The following is a 19,177-nucleotide window of genomic DNA, read 5'->3' as shown; positions in this document are numbered from 1 at the left end:
GGTAGGCTCTGGCCAGATGTCGGAAGAGGGGGCACATCGACGGGGTGAGGACGTCATGTCCTCGTTGTGTGACTTAATACCTTTGATGGCTTGGTGCGGTTCAAGTCTCAGAGGTGCGCGATGCACCCCCTCTTGGTGAAGTCAGCCGGTCAGCAGCAGTGCGCCATGTCCTGGCCTGAATAGAGTGCAGACGTGTCGGCGTTCGCCGCCGTAACATTGCCTGCGAGAGTCACCGCTGCGATGAGCACGGTGGCTAGCGCAGACAGGGCAATACGCATGCGCATGGGGGTTCTCCCTCGCCTGTGTGGGGTTGCTCGGACTTCATCATCTCAGGGAGCAACGACTGTGACCACATCTGACCTGGTCGGACTCCGTATCAAGACCGTTCGCCGGCAGCGTGGCCTGTCACAGGCACAGCTGGCGCACCCCGAGTTGTCGGACAGCTACGTCTCCTTGATCGAGAGTGGCAAGCGTACCCCGACACCTGCGGTCCTGGAGCTGCTGGCGCAGAAACTCGACTGTTCGCTGTCCTATCTGATCAACGGCGTGACCGCCGAGCAGATGGAGGACATCGAGCTGGCGCTCGGCTACGCGCGTCTGGCGCTCGAGAACGGTGAGGTCGCCGAGGCCCGCACGCGCTACACCGAGCTGCTGGCGAACAACAACCTGACAGGCTTGACGGCTCTTCGTCAAGACACCGAATTCGGCCTCGCGCTCGCCACTCAGGCCAGCGGCGACCTCGACGGCGCCATCGCCATCCTGCTGCGGCTCCGCGAGGAGGAGCTGTCGACCGAGCGCCGGATCGAGATCGCCATCAACCTGTGCCGCAGCTACCGGGAGAGCGAGCGCCTCACGGAGGCGGTCGAGGTCGCCGAGCGGATACTCAACGCAACGACGCGACCCGTCTGGAACGACCTGCTCGTGGAGCTCGGCGGCAGCCTGCTGGCGGCGTACATGGAGCGCGGCGACCTGCTGCGCGCCCGCCAGTTCGCGGCCGAGCTGCTGAACGCCGCCGACGCCCTCGGCACGCCGCGCTCGATCGTGGCCGCCAACTGGATGGCCTCGAACACGGCGGCCATGACCGGCCACACCGAGGAGGCGCTGTCCTTCTCCGAGCGGGCCATGGCCGTGCAACTGGAGCACGGGCAGCCGCGCAGCATCGCGATCATGCGCCTCGCGCTCACGCAGAAGCGGCTCAAGGCCCGCCCGCACGAGGCGGCCGCCGCCCGTGACGTGCTGCGCCAGGCCGTCGTCGAGCACGAGCAGACCTCGACCAGCCCCATCGAGCGCGCCCGCGTCCGGATCGAGCTCGGCGTCGCCGAGGCCATGACCGGCAACCTGGACGAGGCCGTCAAGCAGGCCCAGGCGGGCAAGGACCTGCTGCCCTACCCGGGATCGGCCCTCGGCGCCGAGGCCGACCTGCTGCTCAGCAGGGTCTACGGCGGGGTCGGCCGGATGGAGGAGGCCCGCGCCCATGTGGGCCCCGTGCGCGACTGGCTGGCGCCGCTGCCCGACTCCCGGCGTTCGGCGTCCACCTGGTACGCCACCGCCGAGACGATGGACCAGCTGGGCGATTCCGACGGCGCCGTGGACGCCTACCAGCGGGCTCTCGCCTGCGCGGGGCTGTAGCGAGGTCAGGACCGGGCGGTGGCGTCGGTAGCCTTGGTGGTGCCATGAAGAGTTCCCCGCTCGCGGCACTCACCGCGATTCTCGCCGCCCTGTTCGTGCTCGGCACCGCCACCCCGGCGCTGGCCCACGACTCACTCAAGAGCAGCGACCCGGCCAAGGGCGCCGAGGTCGAGGCTCTCGACGAGGTCAGGCTGGAGTTCACCGCCAAGGTGCGCATGCCGTTCGTCATCGTCCGGGGCGCGGGCGAGGCCGTCTTCCAGGAGGGCAAGCCCGAGGTCGACGGCGCGGTCGTGCGGCAGGCGGTCAAGGGGCCGCTGCCGGGCGGGAAGTACACCATCGCCTACCGGGTCGTCTCCTCCGACGGCCACCCGATCGAGGGGGAGATCCCCTTCACGGTGAAGGCGGCCGCGGCGCCCTCGCCGAGCGCGTCGGCCACCGACCCGGCTTCGGCCGCCCCGGCGACGGCCGCCTCGTCCGCTCCTGCGGCCACTCCCGCCGCGGCCGAGGCCGACCAGGCGTCGGCGGCGCGGGTCGGCTTTCCCACGTGGCTGATCATCGGGATCGGGGCGCTGGTCGGCATCGGCATCGGGTTCCTGTTCAGCGCGCGGAAGAAGAAGCCATGAGCAGAACGGCGCGTCTCGCGCTCGCGGGTGGGGCGGCCGCGGTCGTCGCCCTGGTGATCGGCATGATCGCCGGCGGCAGGGCCTTCCCCCGGATCATCCCCGGGCTGCCCGACGCCGGAGCGGTCGTCAGGTGGGGCCTGCCGGTGTCCAAGCTGCTCATGGACGTCACGGGCGTGCTCACCGTCGGCCTGCTGCTGGCGGCGGCGCTGCTGCTGCCCAACGACAAAGGCATGCTCGGCAAGGCGGGCCTGCTCTACGTCAGGTCCGCCTCCTGGACCGCGCTCGGGTGGGCCGGATCGGCGTTCCTGGCCATCGTGTTCACCACGGCCGACTCGTGGGGCCGTACTGTGCCCCAGATCCTCAACCGGGAATACCTGACCAGCACCGCCACCCAGACCACCCAGGGTGTGGCGCTCACGCTGGTGGTGCTGTTCGGGGTGGCCATCGCGCTGTTCTCGCGCGGGGCCATCACCGCCGGGGCCGCGGCCGCCCTGCTGGTGTTCGCGCTCGTGACGATGTTGCCGCCGCCGCTGACCGGCCACACCTCCTCCTCGCCCAACCACGACCTGGCCACCTCGGCGGTGTCGCTGCACCTGCTCGCGCTCGCCCTGTGGGTGGGCGGCCTGGTGGTGCTGGCCGTGCACGCGATGCGCGGGCAGCCGCAGCTCAACGTGGCCGCCGCCCGGTTCTCCACGATGGCGGTGTGGTGCTTCGTCGCCGTCGGCCTGTCCGGCGTGTTCAGCCTGGTCGCCCGCCTCGGCGCGCTGTCCGACCTCTGGACCACCCAGTACGGCCTGCTGGCCCTGGCCAAGATCGTCGCCTTCGTGCTGCTCGGCTACGTCGGCTACTGGCACCGCCAGCGCACGCTGGTCGACCTGGAGGCGGGCAAGCCCAGGGCGTTCACCCGCCTGGCCGGCGGCGAGACGCTGCTCATGCTGGCCACCGTCGGGCTGGCCGTCGCGTTGTCGCGTACACCGCCGCCCGAGTTCAGCGTGCCCGCCGACCGGGCGTTCGAGCTGCTCGGCTTCCCCGTCCCGCCGGAGCTCACGATCGCGAACGTGTTCTCCCTGTGGTGGTTCGACCTGTTCTTCGCCGCGGTGGCCGCCGTGCTCGCCGGGCTCTACGGCGCCGGCGTCTACCGGCTGATCCGGCGCGGCGACGCCTGGCCGTGGGGGCGCACCGCCGCCTGGTTCATCGGGATCGCGCTGCTGGTGTTCTCCACCCAGAGCGGCCTGGCCCGCTACGCCAAGGTCATGTTCGACGTGCACATGATCGAGCACATGACGCTCTCCATGATCGTGCCGATCTTCCTGGTCCTCGGCGGCCCGGTCACGCTGGCGCTGCGGGCGCTCAAGCCGGCGGCCCGTCGGGGTGACCGGGGCGCGCGGGAGTGGATCACGACGATCCTGCACAGCCGGGTGGTCAAGGTCCTGTCCCACCCGGTCGTGGCGACGGCCATCTTCATCGCCTCGACGTACGCGCTGTACTTCACGCCGCTGTTCGAGTCGGCCATGCAGGAGCACCTCGGGCACATCTGGATGACGCTGCACTTCCTGCTCAGCGGCTCCCTGTTCTTCTGGGTGATCATCGGCGTCGACCCGGGGCCGAGCAGGCTCCCGTACGTCGGGCGGCTGCTGATGCTCTTCGTCACCATGCCCTTCCACGCCTTCTTCGGCATCGCGCTGATGATGACCGGCTCGGTGATCGCCTCCGGCTGGTACGAACAGCTCGGCCGTACGTGGGGCGACAACCTGCTCCAGACCCAGCAGGACGGCGGGGCCATCGCGTGGGGCTTCGGTGAGATCCCCACGCTGCTCGTGCTGCTGGCCATCGCGTTCCAGTGGTACCGCGACGACGAACGGCAAGCCCGGCGCACCGACCGCAAGGCCGAACGCGCCGCCGGCGACACCGAACTCGACTCCTACAACGCCTATCTCGCCCGTCTCAACCGCGCTGACAAGGGCGAGTAGCGGTTCGGCCAGGGCACCCTATCTTCCGACTCCAGGTTTCAGAAGCGCCGGGTAGCCTGTCTCACAGGGGAGAAGGGCATAACCTCATCAGCAGCGTCTGCGAACCTTGAGGGGGGATCGCGCGACGCGGTGCGGGGCGCCGGCGTGGGGACCGGCGCGGGCCCCGGGGTGCCGAGGAAGGCGAGAACCATTGTCGGAAGAGACACGCATGCGCGGGGGGCAGAGCCTGGCCGAGGCGCTCGAAAGCCTTCTGGCGCAGTGGTCGGAGCAGACGGGGATCGCGGTCGAGACGTGGGCGCTGCCCGGGACCGACGTGCCGTCGAGGGTGTCGGGCGGCGTCATGGAGACGATGCGCGAGGCGCTGTCCAACGTCGAGCGGCACAGCCGGGCCAAGACCGTCTCGGTCGCCGTGACCACGGGCCCGAGCGGCCTGCGGCTGACGGTCAGCGACGACGGCCAGGGCTTGCCCGACGGGCGCACGGGGCGCGGGATCGCCCGGATGCGGGCCGCCTTCGCCGAGCTCGGCGGCAGCCTGTCGGTCAAGGGCGTGCCCGGCGAGGGCACCACGGTGAGCGGAGTGATCCCCAGGCGACGATGACCGTCCAGGGCCCGGGGTGCCCTGGGGTGAGGCTCAGGGGAGGGTCAGGATCTCGCTGCCGGTCTCGGTGACCATGATCGTGTGCTCGAACTGGGCCGTGCGCTTGCGGTCCTTCGTGACGGCCGTCCACTTGTCGGGCCAGATGTCGTAGTCGATCGTGCCCAGCGTGAGCATCGGCTCGATGGTGAACGTCATGCCCGGCACCAGCTCCACCCGCAGCGACGGGTCGTCGTAGTGGGGCACCATGAGGCCGGAGTGGAAGGTCGTGCCGATGCCGTGGCCGGTGAAGTCGCGTACGACGCCGTAGCCGAAGCGCTTGGCGTACGCCTCGATGACGCGGCCGACCACGTTGAGCTGGCGGCCGGGCGCGACCGCCCTGATGGCCCGCATCATGGCCTCGCGGGTGCGCTCGACCAGCAGGCGCGACTCCTCGTCGACCTCGCCCACCAGGTAGGTGGCGTCGGTGTCGCCGTGGACGCCGCCGATGTAGGCGGTGATGTCGACGTTGACGATGTCGCCGTCGCGCAGCACGGTGTCGTCGGGGATGCCGTGGCAGATGACCTCGTTGATCGACGTGCACAACGACTTGGGATAACCCTTGTAGCCGAGCGTGCTGGGGTAGGCGCCGTGGTCGAGGAGGAACTCGTGGCCGATGCGGTCGAGCTCGTCGGTGGTGACCCCGGGGACGGCGTGCTTGCCGACCTCTTCGAGGGCCTGGGCGGCGATGCGGCCGGCCACCCGCATGCGCTCGATGATCTCGGGGGTCTTCACGTCGGACTCGCCGGTCCTGGGGCGCTTCTTGCCGACGTACTCCGGCCGCTCGATGTGGGCGGGGACCTTTCGCATGGGCGAGACTCGCCCGGGCTGGAGCAGTGTCGTCATGAAACACGAGTCTACGGGGCAGAATTGACCTCGTGAGCGAAGGCCAGTGGTGGTTCTGTCTCAAGCACATGCGGGTCGAGCCCGAGCAGGGCTGCCCCAACAAGGACCGGATGGGTCCCTACGCCTCGGAGGAGGAGGCGGCGGGCGCATTGCAGCGCGCCGCCGACCGCAACAAGGCGTGGGACGAGGCCGATCAGGAGGACGAGTGACGCCCCGTCCCGCCTACGGCACGACGGCGTAGGCGCGTACGGGGAAGGTGCCCATGCCCGCGATCATCGGGGGCGCGGCATGGAACCTGAAGCCCTCACTCGGCAGTGCCGAGAGCCCCGTCAGGTGCTCGACCAGCGGGATCCCCGCCCTCAGCAGGATCGTGTGGGCGGGGCGTTCGCCGTGCGGCGGGGTGTCGTCGATGTTGAGCGAGTCGATCCCGACCAGCGCCGCGCCCTGCTCGGCCAGCCACTCCGCCGACTCCGCCGCCAGGTACGGATGGTCGCGCAGGTAGGCGCCGGTGCCGAAGTGGCGGTCCCAGCCCGTGTGGATCAGCACGGCCCGGCCGCGTACGTCCAGTGTGGTGTCGAGCACCACCTCCCGCCCTCCCGAGGCGGGTACGCGCAGGCCGGGCAGGTCGGCCAGCCTGCTCACCGGCACCTGCGACAGGTCCGGGCCGTCGGCGTAGCGGTGGTGGGGCGTGTCCAGGTAGGTACCGGTGTTGGCGGCCATCGTGATCGTGCCGATCTCGAACTCGGTGCCCGGGGCGTAGACCTCGCGCGAGTCCTCCCTGCTCAGGTGCGTACCGAGGACCGGGCCCGGGACGCCGGGATAGGTGATCATGCCGTCGGTGATGCGGTGGCTGAGTTCGACGATCATTTGGCGGCTCCCACCCGGGCGAGTTTGACGAGGGCGATCCCTCCGATGGCGGCCCATACGAGGTTCAGCCCGGTGGAGGGCCAGGCGGCGTTGTAGGCGCTGTTGACCATGAGGCCGAGCGCGCCGAACAGGTTGATGAGCTGGTACGCCACGCCGTCGCCGGACAACCGCGCGGACGAGACCAGGGCGTACCCGGTCAGCAGCAGGGCGGCTCCGGCCCAGCCGACGGCGTCGAGGAGGAGATCCATGGCCGATATTCTCTGGATTTTTGGGCTTAAAGCACAAATAAAGAAAGCTAAAGGTGGACGTAAGCTGACCTGCATGGATATCGACCCTCGTCGTCTGCGTGTCCTGCACGAGGTCGCCCGCCGCGGCGGCGTGATGCGCGCGGCCGAGGCGCTGTACCTGACCCCCTCAGCGGTCTCCCAGCAGCTCGCCCAGCTCGAACGGGAGGTCGGCCTGGCGCTCATCGACCGCTCGCAGCGCCGCGTCTCGCTCACCCCGGCGGGCCGCGTGCTCGCCGGGTACGCCGAGCGGGTCGAGGAGGAGCTGACCGAGGCCAGGAAGGAGCTGACCAGGTTCACCGAACGCCTGGCCGGGCCGGTGCGGATCGCCGCCTTCCCCACGGCCATCAAGCACATGCTGGTGCCCGCGATGCGCGCCCTGGCCGAACGCCATCCGAGGATCACGCCGGTCATCCACGAGGTCTACGGGCAGCCCGCGCTGCAGGAGTTGCGCCTCGGCGCCGTGGACCTGCTCATCACCGAGCAGGACATGAGCCTGCCGGTCCCCGCGCAGCCCTCGCTGACCGTACGGCCGCTGCACGTGGACGAGTTCCGCGTCGTGCTGCCGCCGGACTGGCCCGAGCCGGAGTCGACCGCGGACCTGATGCGCCTGCCGTGGGTGGCCGCCGAGCCGGACCAGGCGTGCGGGCAGGCGCTCGACCGGCTCGCCGGGATCCACGGGGTCGAGCCCCGCAGGACGCACGTCGTCACCGACTTCTCGCCGGTGCTCGCGCTGGTGGCCGCCGGGCACGGGGTGGCGATCGTGCCCTCGCTGGCGCTGCTCGACGTGCCGGAGGGCGAGGTGCGGGTGAGCGACGTACGGGAGGTGGGGGCGCGCCGGCTGGACGCGGTCACGCGGGTGAGCAGGACGCGGTCGGGCGAGCCGGACCCGGTGCAGGCGGTGGTGATCGGCGCGATCGAGGAGGCCACCGAGAGCCTGCGGGCGGCACTCGGCCCCCGCCTCGCCACCCAGCCCTGACCTCCGGACGTTCGGCCACTCGGCGGGGTCATTCGGTCAGGTGGGGGCCGCTGACCTTCTCCAGCAGGCGGGCCAGGCGTTCGCGCAGGCCCGGACGCTGCTCGACCTCGCCCGCCGCCGCGCTGACCAGGTGCTGGGCGCCGTCGAAGGTGATCAGCCCGCTCGCCGGCACGGCGATGGCGTCGTGGGCCAGCCCGCTCAGCTCGGAGTCGGCGCCCCCGATCGCCAGGATGGTCGCCCCCGTACGGCGGGCGTCGTCGACGCGCTCCAGCAGCGGGACCGGCGCCGCCTGCTCCGACAAAACGAACAGGGTCTCGCCGCGTCCGGCCTGCTCCAGCCGGTCGAGGCCGACGCGCAGGTGGGCCGGGGCGTCGGCGGGCGGCGACCAGCGGACCAGCGTGGGGGTGAGCTGCGGCAGGCCGGAGAACTTCGCCTCGTCGCTGAGGTGGGCGGTGACGTGCCAGGGCTCGTCGTCCGGCGGGCCCACGAGCAGCAGGCCGCCGGGCGAACGGGTGGCCCGCAGGGCCAGGCCCAGCTCGCGGGTGCGGTCGAGCCAGCCCGTCGGGGCCAGGATCTCGCGCAGGAATGCCACCGAACCTGAGTCCATGCCTCCATGGTGCACGAGGAACGGGAACGAAGGAGGCCGATTCGGACGTCCGGCGCCCGGGCCGCCCCGGCCTGCCGTACGCACCGGCGGGGCTGGCATGATCGGGGCTATGACAGATGTGAACGGGCTTTCCATCGCGATCCTCGGCGGCACCGGCGACCAGGGGAAGGGGCTGGCGCGACGGTTCGCGCTGGCCGGGCACACGGTGCTGATCGGGTCGCGCAGCGCGGAGCGGGCGCAGGAGGCGGCCGGGTCGATCGGCTCGGGCGCGCGGGGCGGGGCCAACGCCGACGTGGCGGCCGAGGCCGACGTCGTGATCGTGGCGGTGCCGTACGAGGGGCACAAGGCGCTGCTGGAGTCGCTGCGCGCCGAGCTGGCCGGGAAGATCGTGGTCGACTGCGTCAACCCGCTCGGCTTCGACAAGCAGGGCGCCTACGCGCTGCCGGTGGAGGAGGGCAGCGCCGCCCAGCAGGCGGCCGCGGTGCTGACCGAGAGCCGGGTCGTGGCGGCCTTCCACCACGTGTCGGCCGTGTTGCTGATGGACCCGGCCGTGGAGAAGGTGGACCTCGACGTGCTGGTGCTCGGTGACGACCGCGAGGCCACCGACACCGTGCAGGCGCTGGCCGAGCTGATCCCGGGCGTACGCGGTGTCTACGGCGGCCGGTTGCGCAACGCCCACCAGGTCGAGGCGCTGACCGCGAACCTCATCTCGATCAACCGCCGTTACAAGGCGCACGCCGGCCTGCGCGTCACCGACGTCTAGAGCGTCCGGAGCGTCTAGAGCCAGCCCGCGTCCTCGGCGACGCGGATGGCGTCGATCTTGTTGCGGGCGCCGGTCTTGGTGATCGCCGCCGTGAGGTAGTTGCGTACCGTGCCGGGGGACAGGTGCAGGCGGGCGGCGATCTCCTCGGCCGTCGCGCCCCTGGCCGCCTGCCTGAGCACGGTGGACTCGCGCGGGGTGAGCGGGCTCTCGCCGTACTCCATGGCCGAGGAGACGAGCTCGCTCTCCAGCACGCGCAGCCCGGCCGCGGTACGCCTGATGGCGTCGGCCAGGCGGTCGCCGGGCGCGTCCTTGACCAGGAACGCCTCGATGCCCGCGGCCAGCGCCCGGCGCAGGTGGCCGGGCTGCCCCATGGCCGTGAGCACCAGGATCCGGCAGGACGGGAGCCGTTCGCGCAGCTCGGCGGCGGCGGTGATGCCGTCGGTGACCGGCAGGTCGATGTCCACGACCGCCACGTCGGGCCGGACGTCGAGCGCGACCGGCACGATCTCGTCGCCGCGGGTCACCTCCGCCACGACCTCGATGTCGGTCTCCAGCCGGAGCAGGGCGGTGAGCGCGGCGCGGATCATGTGCATGTCCTCGGCCAGCAGCACCCGGATCACGCCGGCACCTCCATGGTCAGCAGGAAGCCGCCGCCGGCCGGGGCGGCCGAGCAGGCGCCGCCCGCTTGCGAGGCCCGTTCGGCCAGCCCGGTCAGGCCCCCGCCCGGCTCGCCGGACCCGCTCTCCACGCCGTCGTTGGCCACCTCCAGGCGGACCCGGCCCTCCCGCAGCGACGTGGTGATCGTGCAGGTGGTGGCCCTGCTGTGGCGCAGGACGTTGGTGACCGCCTCGCGTACGCCCCAGGCCAGCGCCTCCTCAGCCCGCCGGGACAGGGTCACCTCGGCCAGATGGGCCTGGCAGCTCACGCCCGACGACTCCAGCAGCGCCGCCGCGCGGTCGGTCTCGCCGGTCAGCGACATCGCGCGGTAGCCGCGGGCCACCTGGCGCACGTCCTGGGCGGCCTCCCTGGCGACGCGTACCAGGTCGCCCACCTCGCCGCGGGCGGAGGCGGGGTCGCGGTCCATGAGACGTCCGGCCAGGTCGCCCTTGAGCGCGATGGCGGTGAGGCTGCGGCCGAGGCCGTCGTGCAGGTCGCGGGAGATGCGCAGGCGTTCCTTGAGCACGGCCGCGTCGGCCAGGTCGGCCCTGGCCTCCTCCAGGTCGGCGGCGACGCGGACGAGCCGGACGAGGACGTAGATCATCGAGCCCGTGATGGGGATGGTGATCACGTAGAACAGGGTGACCACGGCCAGGGGGAAGCCGATCCACGTGTTGGCGCCCTCGTACAGCATCATGAGGACGATCAGCGGCACGGCCCAGCGGAGGGAGAGGAACACCAGCAGGGTCCCGGCCAGCAGCGGCGCGGCGATCGCGGACCAGCCGCTCGGCAGCAGATAGTCGCCCGCGTAGGTGGCGACGGCCTGGAGCGGCAGCGTGGCGGGGAACAGCGGCGGACGCCCGCCGCGCAGGGCGGCCCGCATGTTGACGTAGTGGGTGGAGACGACGGCGACCAGCACGGCCGTCGCGAGCAGGCCGACGCCCGGGCCTCCCATGAAGTAGAGCAGCCCGATGAGCGAGTAGACGACCGAGACGCCCGTGATGAGCACCCGCGCGAGCCTCTGGGCCGAGGACGAGACCACCACAGCAGCGATTATCGCCGAGTCACGACCGGCGCGGTTCCCAGCGGAACCACAACCTGATCGCGACGACGCCGACGACCGCCCACCCGGCCAGGACGAGCGCGGGCACGACCGCCTCCCCGGTCTTCACCGCGTGCACCACGGCCGAGGTGGGCAGCAGGTCCAGCGCCGTACTCAGCCACGAGGGCAGCGGGATCGGCCCCATCGCGCCCGCCGACACCCCGGCGGCCAGGAAGAGCGGCATGGTGTACGCGCCGGCCAGCTCGCTGCGCGGGATCGCCGCCGTGTACGCGGCCCCGAGCAGCGCCAGCACGGCCGAGCCCGCGGCGGTCATGGCGGCGAACAGCAGCGGGTCGTCCGGCAGCGGCACCCCGGCCGCGAACCGCACGGCCACCGTGCACAACACGATCACGACGAAGGTCTGCGTGGCCGTGCCGGCGATCTGGCCGACGAGGATCTGCGCGTCGGTCAGCAGCCCGGCCCGCAGCCGCTTGAGCACGAGCTGGTCGCGGCGGGTGGTCAGGGCGACCGCGATGTTCATGAACGCGGTGAGCGCCAGCAGGATCGCCAGCGCGCTCTGGAACATCGTGGTGGCGAAGGGCACGCCGCCGGAGGTGACGTGCCGCATGAGCGCGGGCATGCCCACCGCCAGGCCGACCGGGGTGATCACCGAGGCGGCCAGCATGGCCCTGTCGCGCCAGAACAGGCGGGTGCCGAGACGGTAGGTGGCGGTCAGGCTCATCGGGCGCTCCTGGGCAGGTCGAGGAAGAGGTCTTCGAGGGTCGCGGCGCGGACCTCCAGGCCGGACAGCCGCAGCCCGCGCCCGGCCGCCCAGGTCAGCAGCGTCTGCGCGGCCAGGTCGGGGTCCTCTGCGCGGCAGACGGCGGTGCCGCCCTCCACCGTGACCGGCAGCGGCAGGTCGTCCGCGGCCACCCCGGCGGGCAGCCGGAACGCCACCCGCCCGCCGCGCCCGGCCAGCGTCTCGGCGATCCCGCCCGCCGCCACGATCTCGCCCTCGTCCATGATCGCCATGGACGAGGCCAGGCGCTGGGCCTCCTCCAGGTAGTGCGTGGTCAGCAGGATCGTGGTGCCCCTGGCGGCCAGGGCCGAGACGACCTCCCAGGTGTTCGCGCGGGCCTCGGGGTCCATGCCCGCGGTGGGCTCGTCGAGGAACAGCACGTCGGGGCGGCCGAGCAGGGCGAGCGCCAGGTCGAGCCGGCGCTTCTCGCCGCCGGAGAGCTGGCGCACCCTGGTCCGCGCCTTGTCCGACAGGCCGGCCAGGTCGAGGGCCTCGCCCACCGGGCGCGGCGCGGCGGTGAAGTCGCGCCAGACCGCGACGGTCCGGGCGACGGTCAGGTCGGGGAAGAACCCGGCCTCCTGGAGCATGATCCCGACCCGCTGCCGTACGGCCGCCCGGTCGGACCAGGGGTCGAGGCCGGCCACCCGGACGGTCCCGCCGTCCGGCCGCTGGAAGCCGGCCAGCACCTCGACCGTGGTCGTCTTGCCCGCGCCGTTCCTGCCGAGGAGGGCGAAGATCTCGCCCGGCGCCACCTCGAACGAGACGCCCTTCACCGCCGCGTAACTCCCGTAGCTCTTCCTGAGCTCGTTCACCTCAATCATGTGTCCGACTATGACCGGACAGGTCAGGGGCTCGACAGTGAAGAATTCACGACTTCCTGGAGAGCTTCAGCAGCGTGTCCGCGACGCCTTCCGGGTCGATGACCTGGTGCAGGTGGAGGCCGGGCAGCCGGGTGACCGGCCAGCCGCGGCCGGCCGCGTCCTGGGCCGCCTTCTCGTACGGGGGGCCGAACCACAGGCACGAGCACCTGACCGCGTCCCAGCCCGCCGGGACGGGCACGGACTGCGTGTAGTAGTCGAGCGGCAGCCGCGGCTGCTCGACCGTCACCCGTACGCGGACGGCGGGGTCGGGCAGCATGGCCACCACGTCCTCCTCGTCCCACCAGTCGGTCCAGCGCGGCAGGACGCCGTCGGGACCGGCCAGGCCGCGCAGGAACGGCAGGAAGTCCTCCTCGGCGATCCTGACCAGCCCCCGGGCCGGCGGCACGTGCGCGTCGGCGAACACGCAGGCCACCACCCGGTCGCCGAGCCCCTCCTTGATCACCGGCATGAAGAACCCGGCGTTGCTGTGGGCCACCAGCACCAGCGGCCCCTCGGCGGGGGCGGCCTCGCGCACGGCCGCGACCACGCGCGGCCAGTACGGCGCCCCGCCCGCGGCCACGCCGGTCAGGTCGGGGACGACGGCCGCCCGGCCGCGCCGCTCCAGCGACTCGGCCACCGGAGCCCACGTCGAGGGCCCGACGGAAGGGCTGTGCACCAGCACGAAGGTCGTTTCCATGGCCCCACCCTGTCAGACGACGAGCGCGTGCCGGGAGACGGGTTTCCGGCCGCCGTCGTAGGCCGCCCAGGCCGCCGCCAGATCGCGCACCGCCCGCGACGACTCCTCCTCGGAGAACAGGAAATGCAGGCGCAGGCGGTCGGCCTGGCCGCCCAGGGGATCGAAGGAGCGGCCCGGCGGCACCGCGACGCCGTGCCGGAGCGCGACCTGGGCGAAGGAGTCGGCGTCGCCGCGCGGAAGGCGTACCCAGATGGTCTGGCCGCCGCGGGCCGGCTCGAACGTCCAGGACGGCAGCCGCGCGCGCAGTTCGGCGCACAGGTGGTCGTGCCGCCGCCGCAGGACCCGTACGCGGGCGTCGCGCACCTCGTCGAGGCGGCGCAGCAGCGCGACGGCGGCCAGCTGGCTGAAGACCTCGCCGCCGAGATCGTGCACGGCCCGCAGCCTGGCCAGCCGCGAGACCAGCGGCGCCGCCGCGCGGATCCAGCCCACCCGCAGCCCGCCCCACACCAGCTTGCTCAGCGAGCCGACGGTGACGACCTGCTCGCCCGCGCCGAACGCGGCCACCGGCGCGGGCGTCCCGCCCGAGAAGCACAGCTCGGCGCGGACCTCGTCGTCGATCAGCGGCACGTCGTGCTCGGCGGCCAGGGCGGCCAGCCGCCTGCGGCCCGCGTCGTCCATGATCGCGCCGTCGGGGTTGCGCGCGGTGGGCACGCAGTAGACCAGCGCCGGCCGCTCGCGCACCGCCGGCCGCGCCTGGTCGTGCGTCAGGTCCACGGGCTTGACGACGGCCGCCGCGTGCCGGAACACCTCCAGCGCCCCCGGATAGGTCGGCGACTCGGTCAGCACGGTGTCGCCCGGCGCGACCAGCAGCCCGGCCAGCAGTGTGAGGGCCTGCTGCGCGCCCGTCGTCACCATGATCTGTCCGGCCGTCGTGGGCACGCCGCGCGCGCTGTAGTAGCGGGCCAGCGCCTCCCGCAGCGAGGGCTCGCCCGCCGGCTGGTATCCCAGGTCGCGCAGCTCCGCCACCCGCGCCCCCGCCTCCTGGTACGCCTCGAACAGCGCCTGCGGCGGGTCGTCGGGCGCCGCGCAGGTCAGCAGCCGCACGCCGTCGGGGGCGTCCAGGAGGTGCAACATCAGCGGATTGGCCGCGACGCCGTCGGCGGTCCTGGTGGCGGACAGGTCGGACGGCGCGACGCGGGTGCCGCTGCCCTGGCGGCGCACCACCCGGCCCTCCTGCTGGAGCAGCTCGTACGCGGCCACCACGGTGCCGCGGCCCACCGCGAGCCGGGCGGCCAGGACCCGGTCGGGCGGCAACTGGCCGCCCGGCGGCAGCACGCCGTCGTCCACGAGCGTCCGGAGGCGGGCGGCGAGCAGCAGGTAGAGCGGGCCGCGGCCGGAGGCCCACCGGCCCAGCAGGTCGACGAGGTCGTCGGGATTGGCCCTGTTCATGGACCAATTCTGGCGTATTGGCTCTGCAAGAAGATGCCAAAGCGGGGGATATTTGATGACATGACTGAGTTTCGCCCTGAGACGCGTGCCGTACACCTGCCTCAGCCCGCCGTCGAGGGCAGTCGCCCGCTCGGCATGCCCATCTACCAGAGCGCCGGGTTCGCCTTCGACGACCCGGAGATGATGGGCGCGGCGATGGGCGACCCCGACGGCGCCTTCGTCTACGGCCGCTACACCAACCCCACCGTCCGCGCCCTGGAGACGGCGGTCTCCGGGCTGGAGGGCGGCGCGGCCGCGCTGGCCGCCGCCTCCGGCATGGGCGCGATCAACACCGTCCTGCTCGCTCTGCTCAAGCCCGGCGACCACCTGATCGCCCAGCGTTCCCTGTACGGCGGGACCGCCGCGATGATCAACGAGCTGGTCGGCCGGTTCGGCATGACCGTCACCCACGTGCCCGAGAACGACCCCGACGCGCTGCGCGCCGCCGTACGGCCCGAGACCCGGCTCGTCTACCTGGAGACCATCAGCAACCCGATGGCGCTGGTCGCCGACCTGCCGGCCATGTGCGCCACGGCCCGCGAGCTGGGCGTGCTGTCGGTGGTGGACAACACCTTCGCCACCCCCGTGCTGTGCCGCCCCCTGGAGCACGGGGCCGACGTCGTCGTGCACTCCACCACCAAGTACCTGTCCGGGCACAGCGACGTGATCGGCGGCATCGCCGTCTTCGCCGACCCGGAGCTGCACGGCAAGGTCTGGCACTTCGCCACCGAGCTGGGGTCGGCGGCCGAGCCGTTCACGTCGTGGCTGACGCTGCGCGGGCTGCAGACGTTGCCGCTGCGCATGGAACGCCACTGCGCCAACGCCGACTTCCTGGCCACCCGGCTCGCCGCGCACCCCGCCGTGTCGGCCGTGCACTGGCCGGGGCTGCCCTCGCATCCCTCGTACGAGCTGGCGGCCAAGCTGCTGCCCGCCTTCGGCGGCGTGTTCTCCTTCGACCTGGCCGGCGGGCGGGCGGCGGGGGAGGCGTTCATGAAGTCCGTACGGCTGGCGCTGCTGGCCCCCTCGCTCGGCGGCGTGGAGACCCGAGTCATGCACCCCGCCACCACCTCGCACCGCACGCTCGACGCCGAGGAACTGGCCAGGCACGGCGTCGGCGAGGGCATGGTACGCATCGCCGCCGGCATCGAGCATCCCGAGGACCTGTGGGCCGACGTGGCCCAGGCGCTCGGATAGCCTCGGCGTGTGCTCGCCGTCTCCGAGCCGTGACCACCCCTCCGGAGCCTTCACCAAGGGGGCTCCGAGCCATGACCAAGGGAGAGCCGTGACCGCCGTCACCTACGACGATGTCCTCGACGCGGCCGTACGGATCTCGGGACACGTGCTGCGCACGCCCGTCCTGGAGATCTCGCCGGGCCTGTTCCTGAAGCTCGAACTGCTGCAGCACTCGGGCTCCTTCAAGGTGCGCGGTGCCTTCAACCGCATCCTGTCGGCCGGTACGCTGCCCGCCGCGGGGGTCATCGCGGCCAGCGGCGGCAACCACGGCCTGGCCGTCGCCCACGCCGCCAGGTCGCTCGGGGTGCGGGCCGAGATCTTCGTACCGGAGGTGACGAGCCCGGTGAAGGTGGCCGGGCTCAGGGCGCTCGGCGCGCACACCACCCAGGTCGGGGCCATCTACTCCGAGGCCGCCGAGGCCGCCGCCAAGCGCGCCGCCGAGACGGGGGCGCTGGCCGTGCACGCCTACGACCAGGCCGAGGTGCTGGCCGGGCAGGGCACGACCGGCCTGGAGATCATGGAGCAGACCGGGGGCGTGGACACGATCGTGGTGGCCGTGGGCGGCGGCGGCCTCGCGGCTGGCACCACCCTCGGGGCGCGGGCCGGGGGCGACGCCCCGCGGATCGTGGCGGTGGAGCCCCACGCCATCCCCACGCTGCACGAGGCGCTGCGCGCGGGCCGCCCGGTGCCGGTGCAGGTGGGCGGCGTGGCCGCCGACGCGCTCGGGGCCACGCAGCTCGGCGCGCTGGCCTTCGAGGTGCTGTCGGGTGTGGGGGTGGAGAGCGTACTGGTGGAGGACAAGGCGATCATCGCGGCCCGGCGCGCGCTGTGGGAGCGGCACCGCCTGGTCGCCGAGCCCGCCGGCGCGGCGGCGTACGCGGCGCTGTTGTCCGGCGTCCACCGGCCGGCCGACGGGGAGCGGGTGGCCGTCGTCGTGTGCGGCTCCAACACCGACCCCGCCACGCTGTCCGGCGCGGCGGGGTGACCGGCTGCAGGTGTGCTCAGCTGTAGGTGTGCTCGGGCGCCGGGAAGGCGCCCGAGCTGACCTCGGCGGCGAAGGCGCGCACCGCGCGGTCCATCTCCGAGGCCAGGTCGAAGTAGCGCTTGACGAACTTGGCCGGGCGCGGCGTCAGCCCCATCAGGTCCTGCCACACCAGGACCTGCGCGTCCGTCGCGGGCCCGGCGCCGATGCCGACCGTGGGGATCGCCAGCGACGTGGTCACCCGCTGCGCCAGGTCGGCCGGTACGCACTCCAGCACCACCGCGAACGCCCCCGCCCGCTCTAGGTCCTTGGCGTCGGCCATCAGCTCGTCACCCGACTGCCCGCGCCCCTGCACCCGGTAGCCGCCGAGCGCGTTGACCGATTGCGGGGTGAGTCCGAGGTGCGCCATGACCGGCACACCCGCCGAGACCAGCGCCTCGACCTGCGGCAGCACCCGCCGGCCGCCCTCCAGCTTGACCGCGTGCGCGCCCGCCTCCTTCATGAACCTGGCCGCCGACTCCAGCGCCTGCTGCGCCGACCCCTGGTACGACCCGAACGGCAGGTCGGCCACCACCATCGCCCGCGAGGAGCCCCGGACGACGGCCGCGGTGAGCGGGACGAGATGGTCGAGGGTGACGGGCAGGGTGGAGTCGAAGCCGTAGACGACCATGGCCGCGGAGTCGCCGACCAGCAGGACGGGCACCCCCGCCTGGTCGAACACCCCGGCCGTCATCGCGTCGTAGGCGGTGACCATGGGCCACCGCTCTCCGCGCTCCTTGGCCGCCGCGAGGTCGCGGACGGTGACCCTGCGCCCTGAGACACCGCCGTACAGCGTGGTCGAAGACATGGACAACCTCCAGAAACGTCTCGAGGCGTCCCAGTGACGTCCCCGGACTCCTTCGATGATGTCATGGAGGGAAATCCAGTGGCGAAACTGTCGGTGCCTCTTGACACAATCGACGCGGAGGTAAACGACACACCATGGCTCTCGACCAATATCGCCGGCTCTTCCGGCTCCCAGGCGTCCGCACCCTGCTCCTGGTGGGGATGCTCGCGCGCGTCCCCGCCACCGCGATGGGGATGGCGCTGACCCTGCACGTGGTCTTCGGGCTGCGCCTGGGCTATGTCGAGGCCGGCGTGGTCACGATGGCCAGCACGGTCGGCATGGCGATCGGCTCGCCGCTGTCGGGCCGGTTCGTCGACCGCCACGGCGTGCGTCCCGTGCTCGTCGTCACCACGCTGGCCCAGGCGGTGTTCTGGTCGTGCGCGTGGGCGCTGCCGCTGCCCGCGCTGGCGGTCGCGGCGGCGGTCGCGGGCCTGCTCAACCTGCCGGTGTTCAGCCTGACCCGGCAGTCGCTGGCCGCGCTGGTGCCCCCGGAGCAGCGGCGTACCGGGTTCACCCTCGACTCGATGCTGGTCGAGCTGTCGTACATGACCGGTCCCGCGCTCGCCGCCGCCGGCATCACCACGCTGGGCAGCAAGACGACGCTGATCGTCATCGGCGTCGGCATCACGGCGGCGGGCATCGGCCTGATCGCCTTCAACCCGCCCGTCCGCTCGGCGGTCGAGCTGGAGGAGCCGGTGGTGAAGGTGCCGCGGCGGCAGTGGCTCACCCCGGGGTTCGTCGCGCTGCTCGGCACGACGGCGGCGGCCACGTTCATCCTCACCGCGACCGAGCTCGGGCTGGTCGCCACCATCAACTCCGCGGGCGAGACCGGGTGGGTCGGCGTCGCCGTGGGCATCTGGTGCCTCTACTCGCTGGTCGGCGGCTTCGTCTACGGCGGCCTGTCGCGCGGTTTCTCGCCGCTGGCCCTCATCGCGGGCATGGGCCTGCTGACCATCCCCGTGGGGCTGGCCGGGGCCGACTGGCGCTGGCTGATCCTGGCGCTGCTGCCGGCGGGCCTGCTGTGTGCCCCGGCGCTGTCCTCGACGGTCGACGTGCTCAGCCGCTGGGTGCCGACCGGGGCCAGGGGAGAGGCGATGGGCCTGCACGGCACCGCATTGCTCATCGGCGGCGCGGCGTCCTCGCCCATCGCGGGGGCCATCATCGACGGCGGCGGTCCGACGTGGGCGTTCGTGGTGGCGGGGCTGACCGGGGTGGCCATGGTGGTGGTCGCGCTCCCGTTCTGGCGCAGACGCCCGGCGGCGGTGGCCGTGCCCGTCTCTGCCGAGGAGCAGTCCGCACCTTCGGCGGCCACGGCGGGCTGAGCCGGGGGC

At 72.6% G+C, this 19,177-nt stretch carries 21 protein-coding genes; 10 read left to right on the top strand and 11 right to left on the bottom strand.

What is annotated here, in order from left to right:
- The first annotated feature begins 345 nt into the window (after positions 1-345).
- The 4 genes from IEZ27_RS17220 to IEZ27_RS17205 all read left to right on the top strand — a co-directional run bounded on the left by IEZ27_RS17220 (position 346) and on the right by IEZ27_RS17205 (position 4,820).
- Positions 346-1,629: a helix-turn-helix domain-containing protein gene (locus IEZ27_RS17220; RefSeq protein ID WP_229824063.1), complete on the top strand. Its 1,284-nt coding sequence runs from the start codon at positions 346-348 to the stop codon at positions 1,627-1,629.
- A 44-nt stretch (positions 1,630-1,673) separates the two neighbouring features.
- A complete protein-coding gene (locus tag IEZ27_RS17215; protein ID WP_189648115.1) occupies positions 1,674-2,252 on the top strand; it encodes a copper resistance CopC family protein in 579 nt (192 codons plus the stop codon).
- The gene (locus IEZ27_RS17210) at positions 2,249-4,222 is read left to right on the top strand and encodes a cytochrome c oxidase assembly protein (RefSeq protein WP_189648114.1); all 1,974 of its coding nucleotides are present in this window, start codon (positions 2,249-2,251) and stop codon (positions 4,220-4,222) included. Before IEZ27_RS17215 ends, IEZ27_RS17210 begins: the two co-directional genes overlap by 4 nt.
- A 208-nt stretch (positions 4,223-4,430) precedes the next feature.
- Entirely contained in the window at positions 4,431-4,820 is a 390-nt protein-coding gene (locus IEZ27_RS17205; protein ID WP_189648113.1) for a sensor histidine kinase, read from the top strand.
- Between the two features lie 33 nt (positions 4,821-4,853).
- On the opposite strand, the gene map is transcribed toward IEZ27_RS17205, so the two are convergent.
- Positions 4,854-5,702, bottom strand: a complete 849-nt coding sequence (gene map / locus IEZ27_RS17200; protein WP_189648112.1) for a type I methionyl aminopeptidase — start codon at positions 5,700-5,702, stop codon at positions 4,854-4,856.
- Positions 5,703-5,734: 32 nt separating this feature from the next.
- Between map and IEZ27_RS17195 the strand changes: the two genes are divergently transcribed.
- Positions 5,735-5,911 (top strand): hypothetical protein, encoded by a 177-nt coding sequence (locus IEZ27_RS17195; protein WP_189648356.1) that lies wholly within the window; start codon positions 5,735-5,737, stop codon positions 5,909-5,911.
- 13 nt (positions 5,912-5,924) lie between these two features.
- Here IEZ27_RS17195 and IEZ27_RS17190 read toward each other — a convergent pair whose 3' ends face one another.
- The gene (locus tag IEZ27_RS17190) at positions 5,925-6,569 is read right to left on the bottom strand and encodes a cyclase family protein (protein WP_189648111.1); all 645 of its coding nucleotides are present in this window, start codon (positions 6,567-6,569) and stop codon (positions 5,925-5,927) included.
- Complete coding sequence (locus IEZ27_RS17185) at positions 6,566-6,817, bottom strand: CBU_0592 family membrane protein (RefSeq protein ID WP_125630923.1); 252 nt, start codon at positions 6,815-6,817, stop codon at positions 6,566-6,568. Before IEZ27_RS17185 ends, IEZ27_RS17190 begins: the two co-directional genes overlap by 4 nt.
- Before the next feature lie 73 nt (positions 6,818-6,890).
- On the opposite strand from IEZ27_RS17185, the gene IEZ27_RS17180 reads away from it, so the two are divergent.
- On the top strand, positions 6,891-7,832 hold the full coding sequence (locus IEZ27_RS17180) for a LysR family transcriptional regulator (protein WP_189648110.1): 942 nt from the start codon (positions 6,891-6,893) through the stop codon (positions 7,830-7,832).
- Between the two features lie 28 nt (positions 7,833-7,860).
- Here the strand turns inward: IEZ27_RS17180 and IEZ27_RS17175 are convergent, their stop codons facing one another.
- Complete coding sequence (locus tag IEZ27_RS17175; protein WP_125630920.1) at positions 7,861-8,439, bottom strand: hypothetical protein; 579 nt, start codon at positions 8,437-8,439, stop codon at positions 7,861-7,863.
- Between the two features lie 109 nt (positions 8,440-8,548).
- On the opposite strand from IEZ27_RS17175, the gene npdG reads away from it, so the two are divergent.
- On the top strand, positions 8,549-9,202 hold the full coding sequence (npdG, locus tag IEZ27_RS17170) for an NADPH-dependent F420 reductase (protein WP_221761998.1): 654 nt from the start codon (positions 8,549-8,551) through the stop codon (positions 9,200-9,202).
- A 14-nt stretch (positions 9,203-9,216) separates the two neighbouring features.
- Here npdG and IEZ27_RS17165 read toward each other — a convergent pair whose 3' ends face one another.
- From IEZ27_RS17165 to IEZ27_RS17140, 6 genes are read right to left on the bottom strand one after another with little or no spacing between them, the layout of a single operon-like run.
- Complete coding sequence (locus tag IEZ27_RS17165) at positions 9,217-9,822, bottom strand: response regulator transcription factor (protein WP_125630916.1); 606 nt, start codon at positions 9,820-9,822, stop codon at positions 9,217-9,219.
- A complete protein-coding gene (locus tag IEZ27_RS17160) occupies positions 9,819-10,904 on the bottom strand; it encodes a sensor histidine kinase (RefSeq protein ID WP_189648109.1) in 1,086 nt (361 codons plus the stop codon). The genes IEZ27_RS17165 and IEZ27_RS17160 overlap by 4 nt, the downstream gene beginning before the upstream one ends.
- 19 nt (positions 10,905-10,923) lie before the next feature.
- The gene (locus tag IEZ27_RS17155) at positions 10,924-11,643 is read right to left on the bottom strand and encodes an ABC transporter permease (protein WP_189648108.1); all 720 of its coding nucleotides are present in this window, start codon (positions 11,641-11,643) and stop codon (positions 10,924-10,926) included.
- Entirely contained in the window at positions 11,640-12,521 is an 882-nt protein-coding gene (locus IEZ27_RS17150; protein WP_189648107.1) for an ABC transporter ATP-binding protein, read from the bottom strand. The genes IEZ27_RS17155 and IEZ27_RS17150 overlap by 4 nt, the downstream gene beginning before the upstream one ends.
- 46 nt (positions 12,522-12,567) lie before the next feature.
- On the bottom strand, positions 12,568-13,257 hold the full coding sequence (locus IEZ27_RS17145) for an alpha/beta fold hydrolase (protein WP_189648106.1): 690 nt from the start codon (positions 13,255-13,257) through the stop codon (positions 12,568-12,570).
- A gap of 12 nt (positions 13,258-13,269) precedes the next feature.
- The gene (locus IEZ27_RS17140; protein ID WP_189648105.1) at positions 13,270-14,706 is read right to left on the bottom strand and encodes an aminotransferase-like domain-containing protein; all 1,437 of its coding nucleotides are present in this window, start codon (positions 14,704-14,706) and stop codon (positions 13,270-13,272) included.
- Positions 14,707-14,766: 60 nt separating this feature from the next.
- On the opposite strand from IEZ27_RS17140, the gene IEZ27_RS17135 reads away from it, so the two are divergent.
- Positions 14,767-15,939, top strand: coding sequence for a trans-sulfuration enzyme family protein (locus IEZ27_RS17135; RefSeq protein ID WP_189648104.1), 1,173 nt, complete (start codon positions 14,767-14,769; stop codon positions 15,937-15,939).
- Between the two features lie 88 nt (positions 15,940-16,027).
- Entirely contained in the window at positions 16,028-16,963 is a 936-nt protein-coding gene (locus tag IEZ27_RS17130) for a serine/threonine dehydratase (protein ID WP_189648103.1), read from the top strand.
- Between the two features lie 16 nt (positions 16,964-16,979).
- Here IEZ27_RS17130 and panB read toward each other — a convergent pair whose 3' ends face one another.
- Positions 16,980-17,807, bottom strand: a complete 828-nt coding sequence (panB, locus tag IEZ27_RS17125; RefSeq protein WP_189648102.1) for a 3-methyl-2-oxobutanoate hydroxymethyltransferase — start codon at positions 17,805-17,807, stop codon at positions 16,980-16,982.
- Between the two features lie 134 nt (positions 17,808-17,941).
- Between panB and IEZ27_RS17120 the strand changes: the two genes are divergently transcribed.
- The gene (locus tag IEZ27_RS17120) at positions 17,942-19,168 is read left to right on the top strand and encodes an MFS transporter (protein WP_189648101.1); all 1,227 of its coding nucleotides are present in this window, start codon (positions 17,942-17,944) and stop codon (positions 19,166-19,168) included.
- Positions 19,169-19,177 lie beyond the last annotated feature (9 nt).

It is taken from the genome of Nonomuraea spiralis (assembly GCF_014648435.1).
GTDB lineage: Bacteria > Actinomycetota > Actinomycetes > Streptosporangiales > Streptosporangiaceae > Nonomuraea > Nonomuraea spiralis.
Note: the sequence above shows the minus strand (reverse complement) of the source record. Positions and strands in the feature narration are given on the sequence as shown.

Coding starts and splice junctions, on each gene's coding strand:
- IEZ27_RS17210 (WP_189648114.1), top strand. CDS start 2,249: ATGAGCAGAACGGCGCGTCTCGCGCTCGCGGGTGGGGCGGCCGCGGTC.
- IEZ27_RS17190 (WP_189648111.1), bottom strand. CDS start 6,569: ATGATCGTCGAACTCAGCCACCGCATCACCGACGGCATGATCACCTAT.
- IEZ27_RS17215 (WP_189648115.1), top strand. CDS start 1,674: ATGAAGAGTTCCCCGCTCGCGGCACTCACCGCGATTCTCGCCGCCCTG.
- map (WP_189648112.1), bottom strand. CDS start 5,702: ATGACGACACTGCTCCAGCCCGGGCGAGTCTCGCCCATGCGAAAGGTC.
- IEZ27_RS17185 (WP_125630923.1), bottom strand. CDS start 6,817: ATGGATCTCCTCCTCGACGCCGTCGGCTGGGCCGGAGCCGCCCTGCTG.
- IEZ27_RS17150 (WP_189648107.1), bottom strand. CDS start 12,521: ATGATTGAGGTGAACGAGCTCAGGAAGAGCTACGGGAGTTACGCGGCG.
- IEZ27_RS17140 (WP_189648105.1), bottom strand. CDS start 14,706: ATGAACAGGGCCAATCCCGACGACCTCGTCGACCTGCTGGGCCGGTGG.
- IEZ27_RS17135 (WP_189648104.1), top strand. CDS start 14,767: ATGACTGAGTTTCGCCCTGAGACGCGTGCCGTACACCTGCCTCAGCCC.
- IEZ27_RS17120 (WP_189648101.1), top strand. CDS start 17,942: ATGGCTCTCGACCAATATCGCCGGCTCTTCCGGCTCCCAGGCGTCCGC.
- IEZ27_RS17175 (WP_125630920.1), bottom strand. CDS start 8,439: ATGGACTCAGGTTCGGTGGCATTCCTGCGCGAGATCCTGGCCCCGACG.
- IEZ27_RS17145 (WP_189648106.1), bottom strand. CDS start 13,257: ATGGAAACGACCTTCGTGCTGGTGCACAGCCCTTCCGTCGGGCCCTCG.
- IEZ27_RS17180 (WP_189648110.1), top strand. CDS start 6,891: ATGGATATCGACCCTCGTCGTCTGCGTGTCCTGCACGAGGTCGCCCGC.
- panB (WP_189648102.1), bottom strand. CDS start 17,807: ATGTCTTCGACCACGCTGTACGGCGGTGTCTCAGGGCGCAGGGTCACC.
- IEZ27_RS17205 (WP_189648113.1), top strand. CDS start 4,431: ATGCGCGGGGGGCAGAGCCTGGCCGAGGCGCTCGAAAGCCTTCTGGCG.
- IEZ27_RS17155 (WP_189648108.1), bottom strand. CDS start 11,643: ATGAGCCTGACCGCCACCTACCGTCTCGGCACCCGCCTGTTCTGGCGC.
- npdG (WP_221761998.1), top strand. CDS start 8,549: ATGACAGATGTGAACGGGCTTTCCATCGCGATCCTCGGCGGCACCGGC.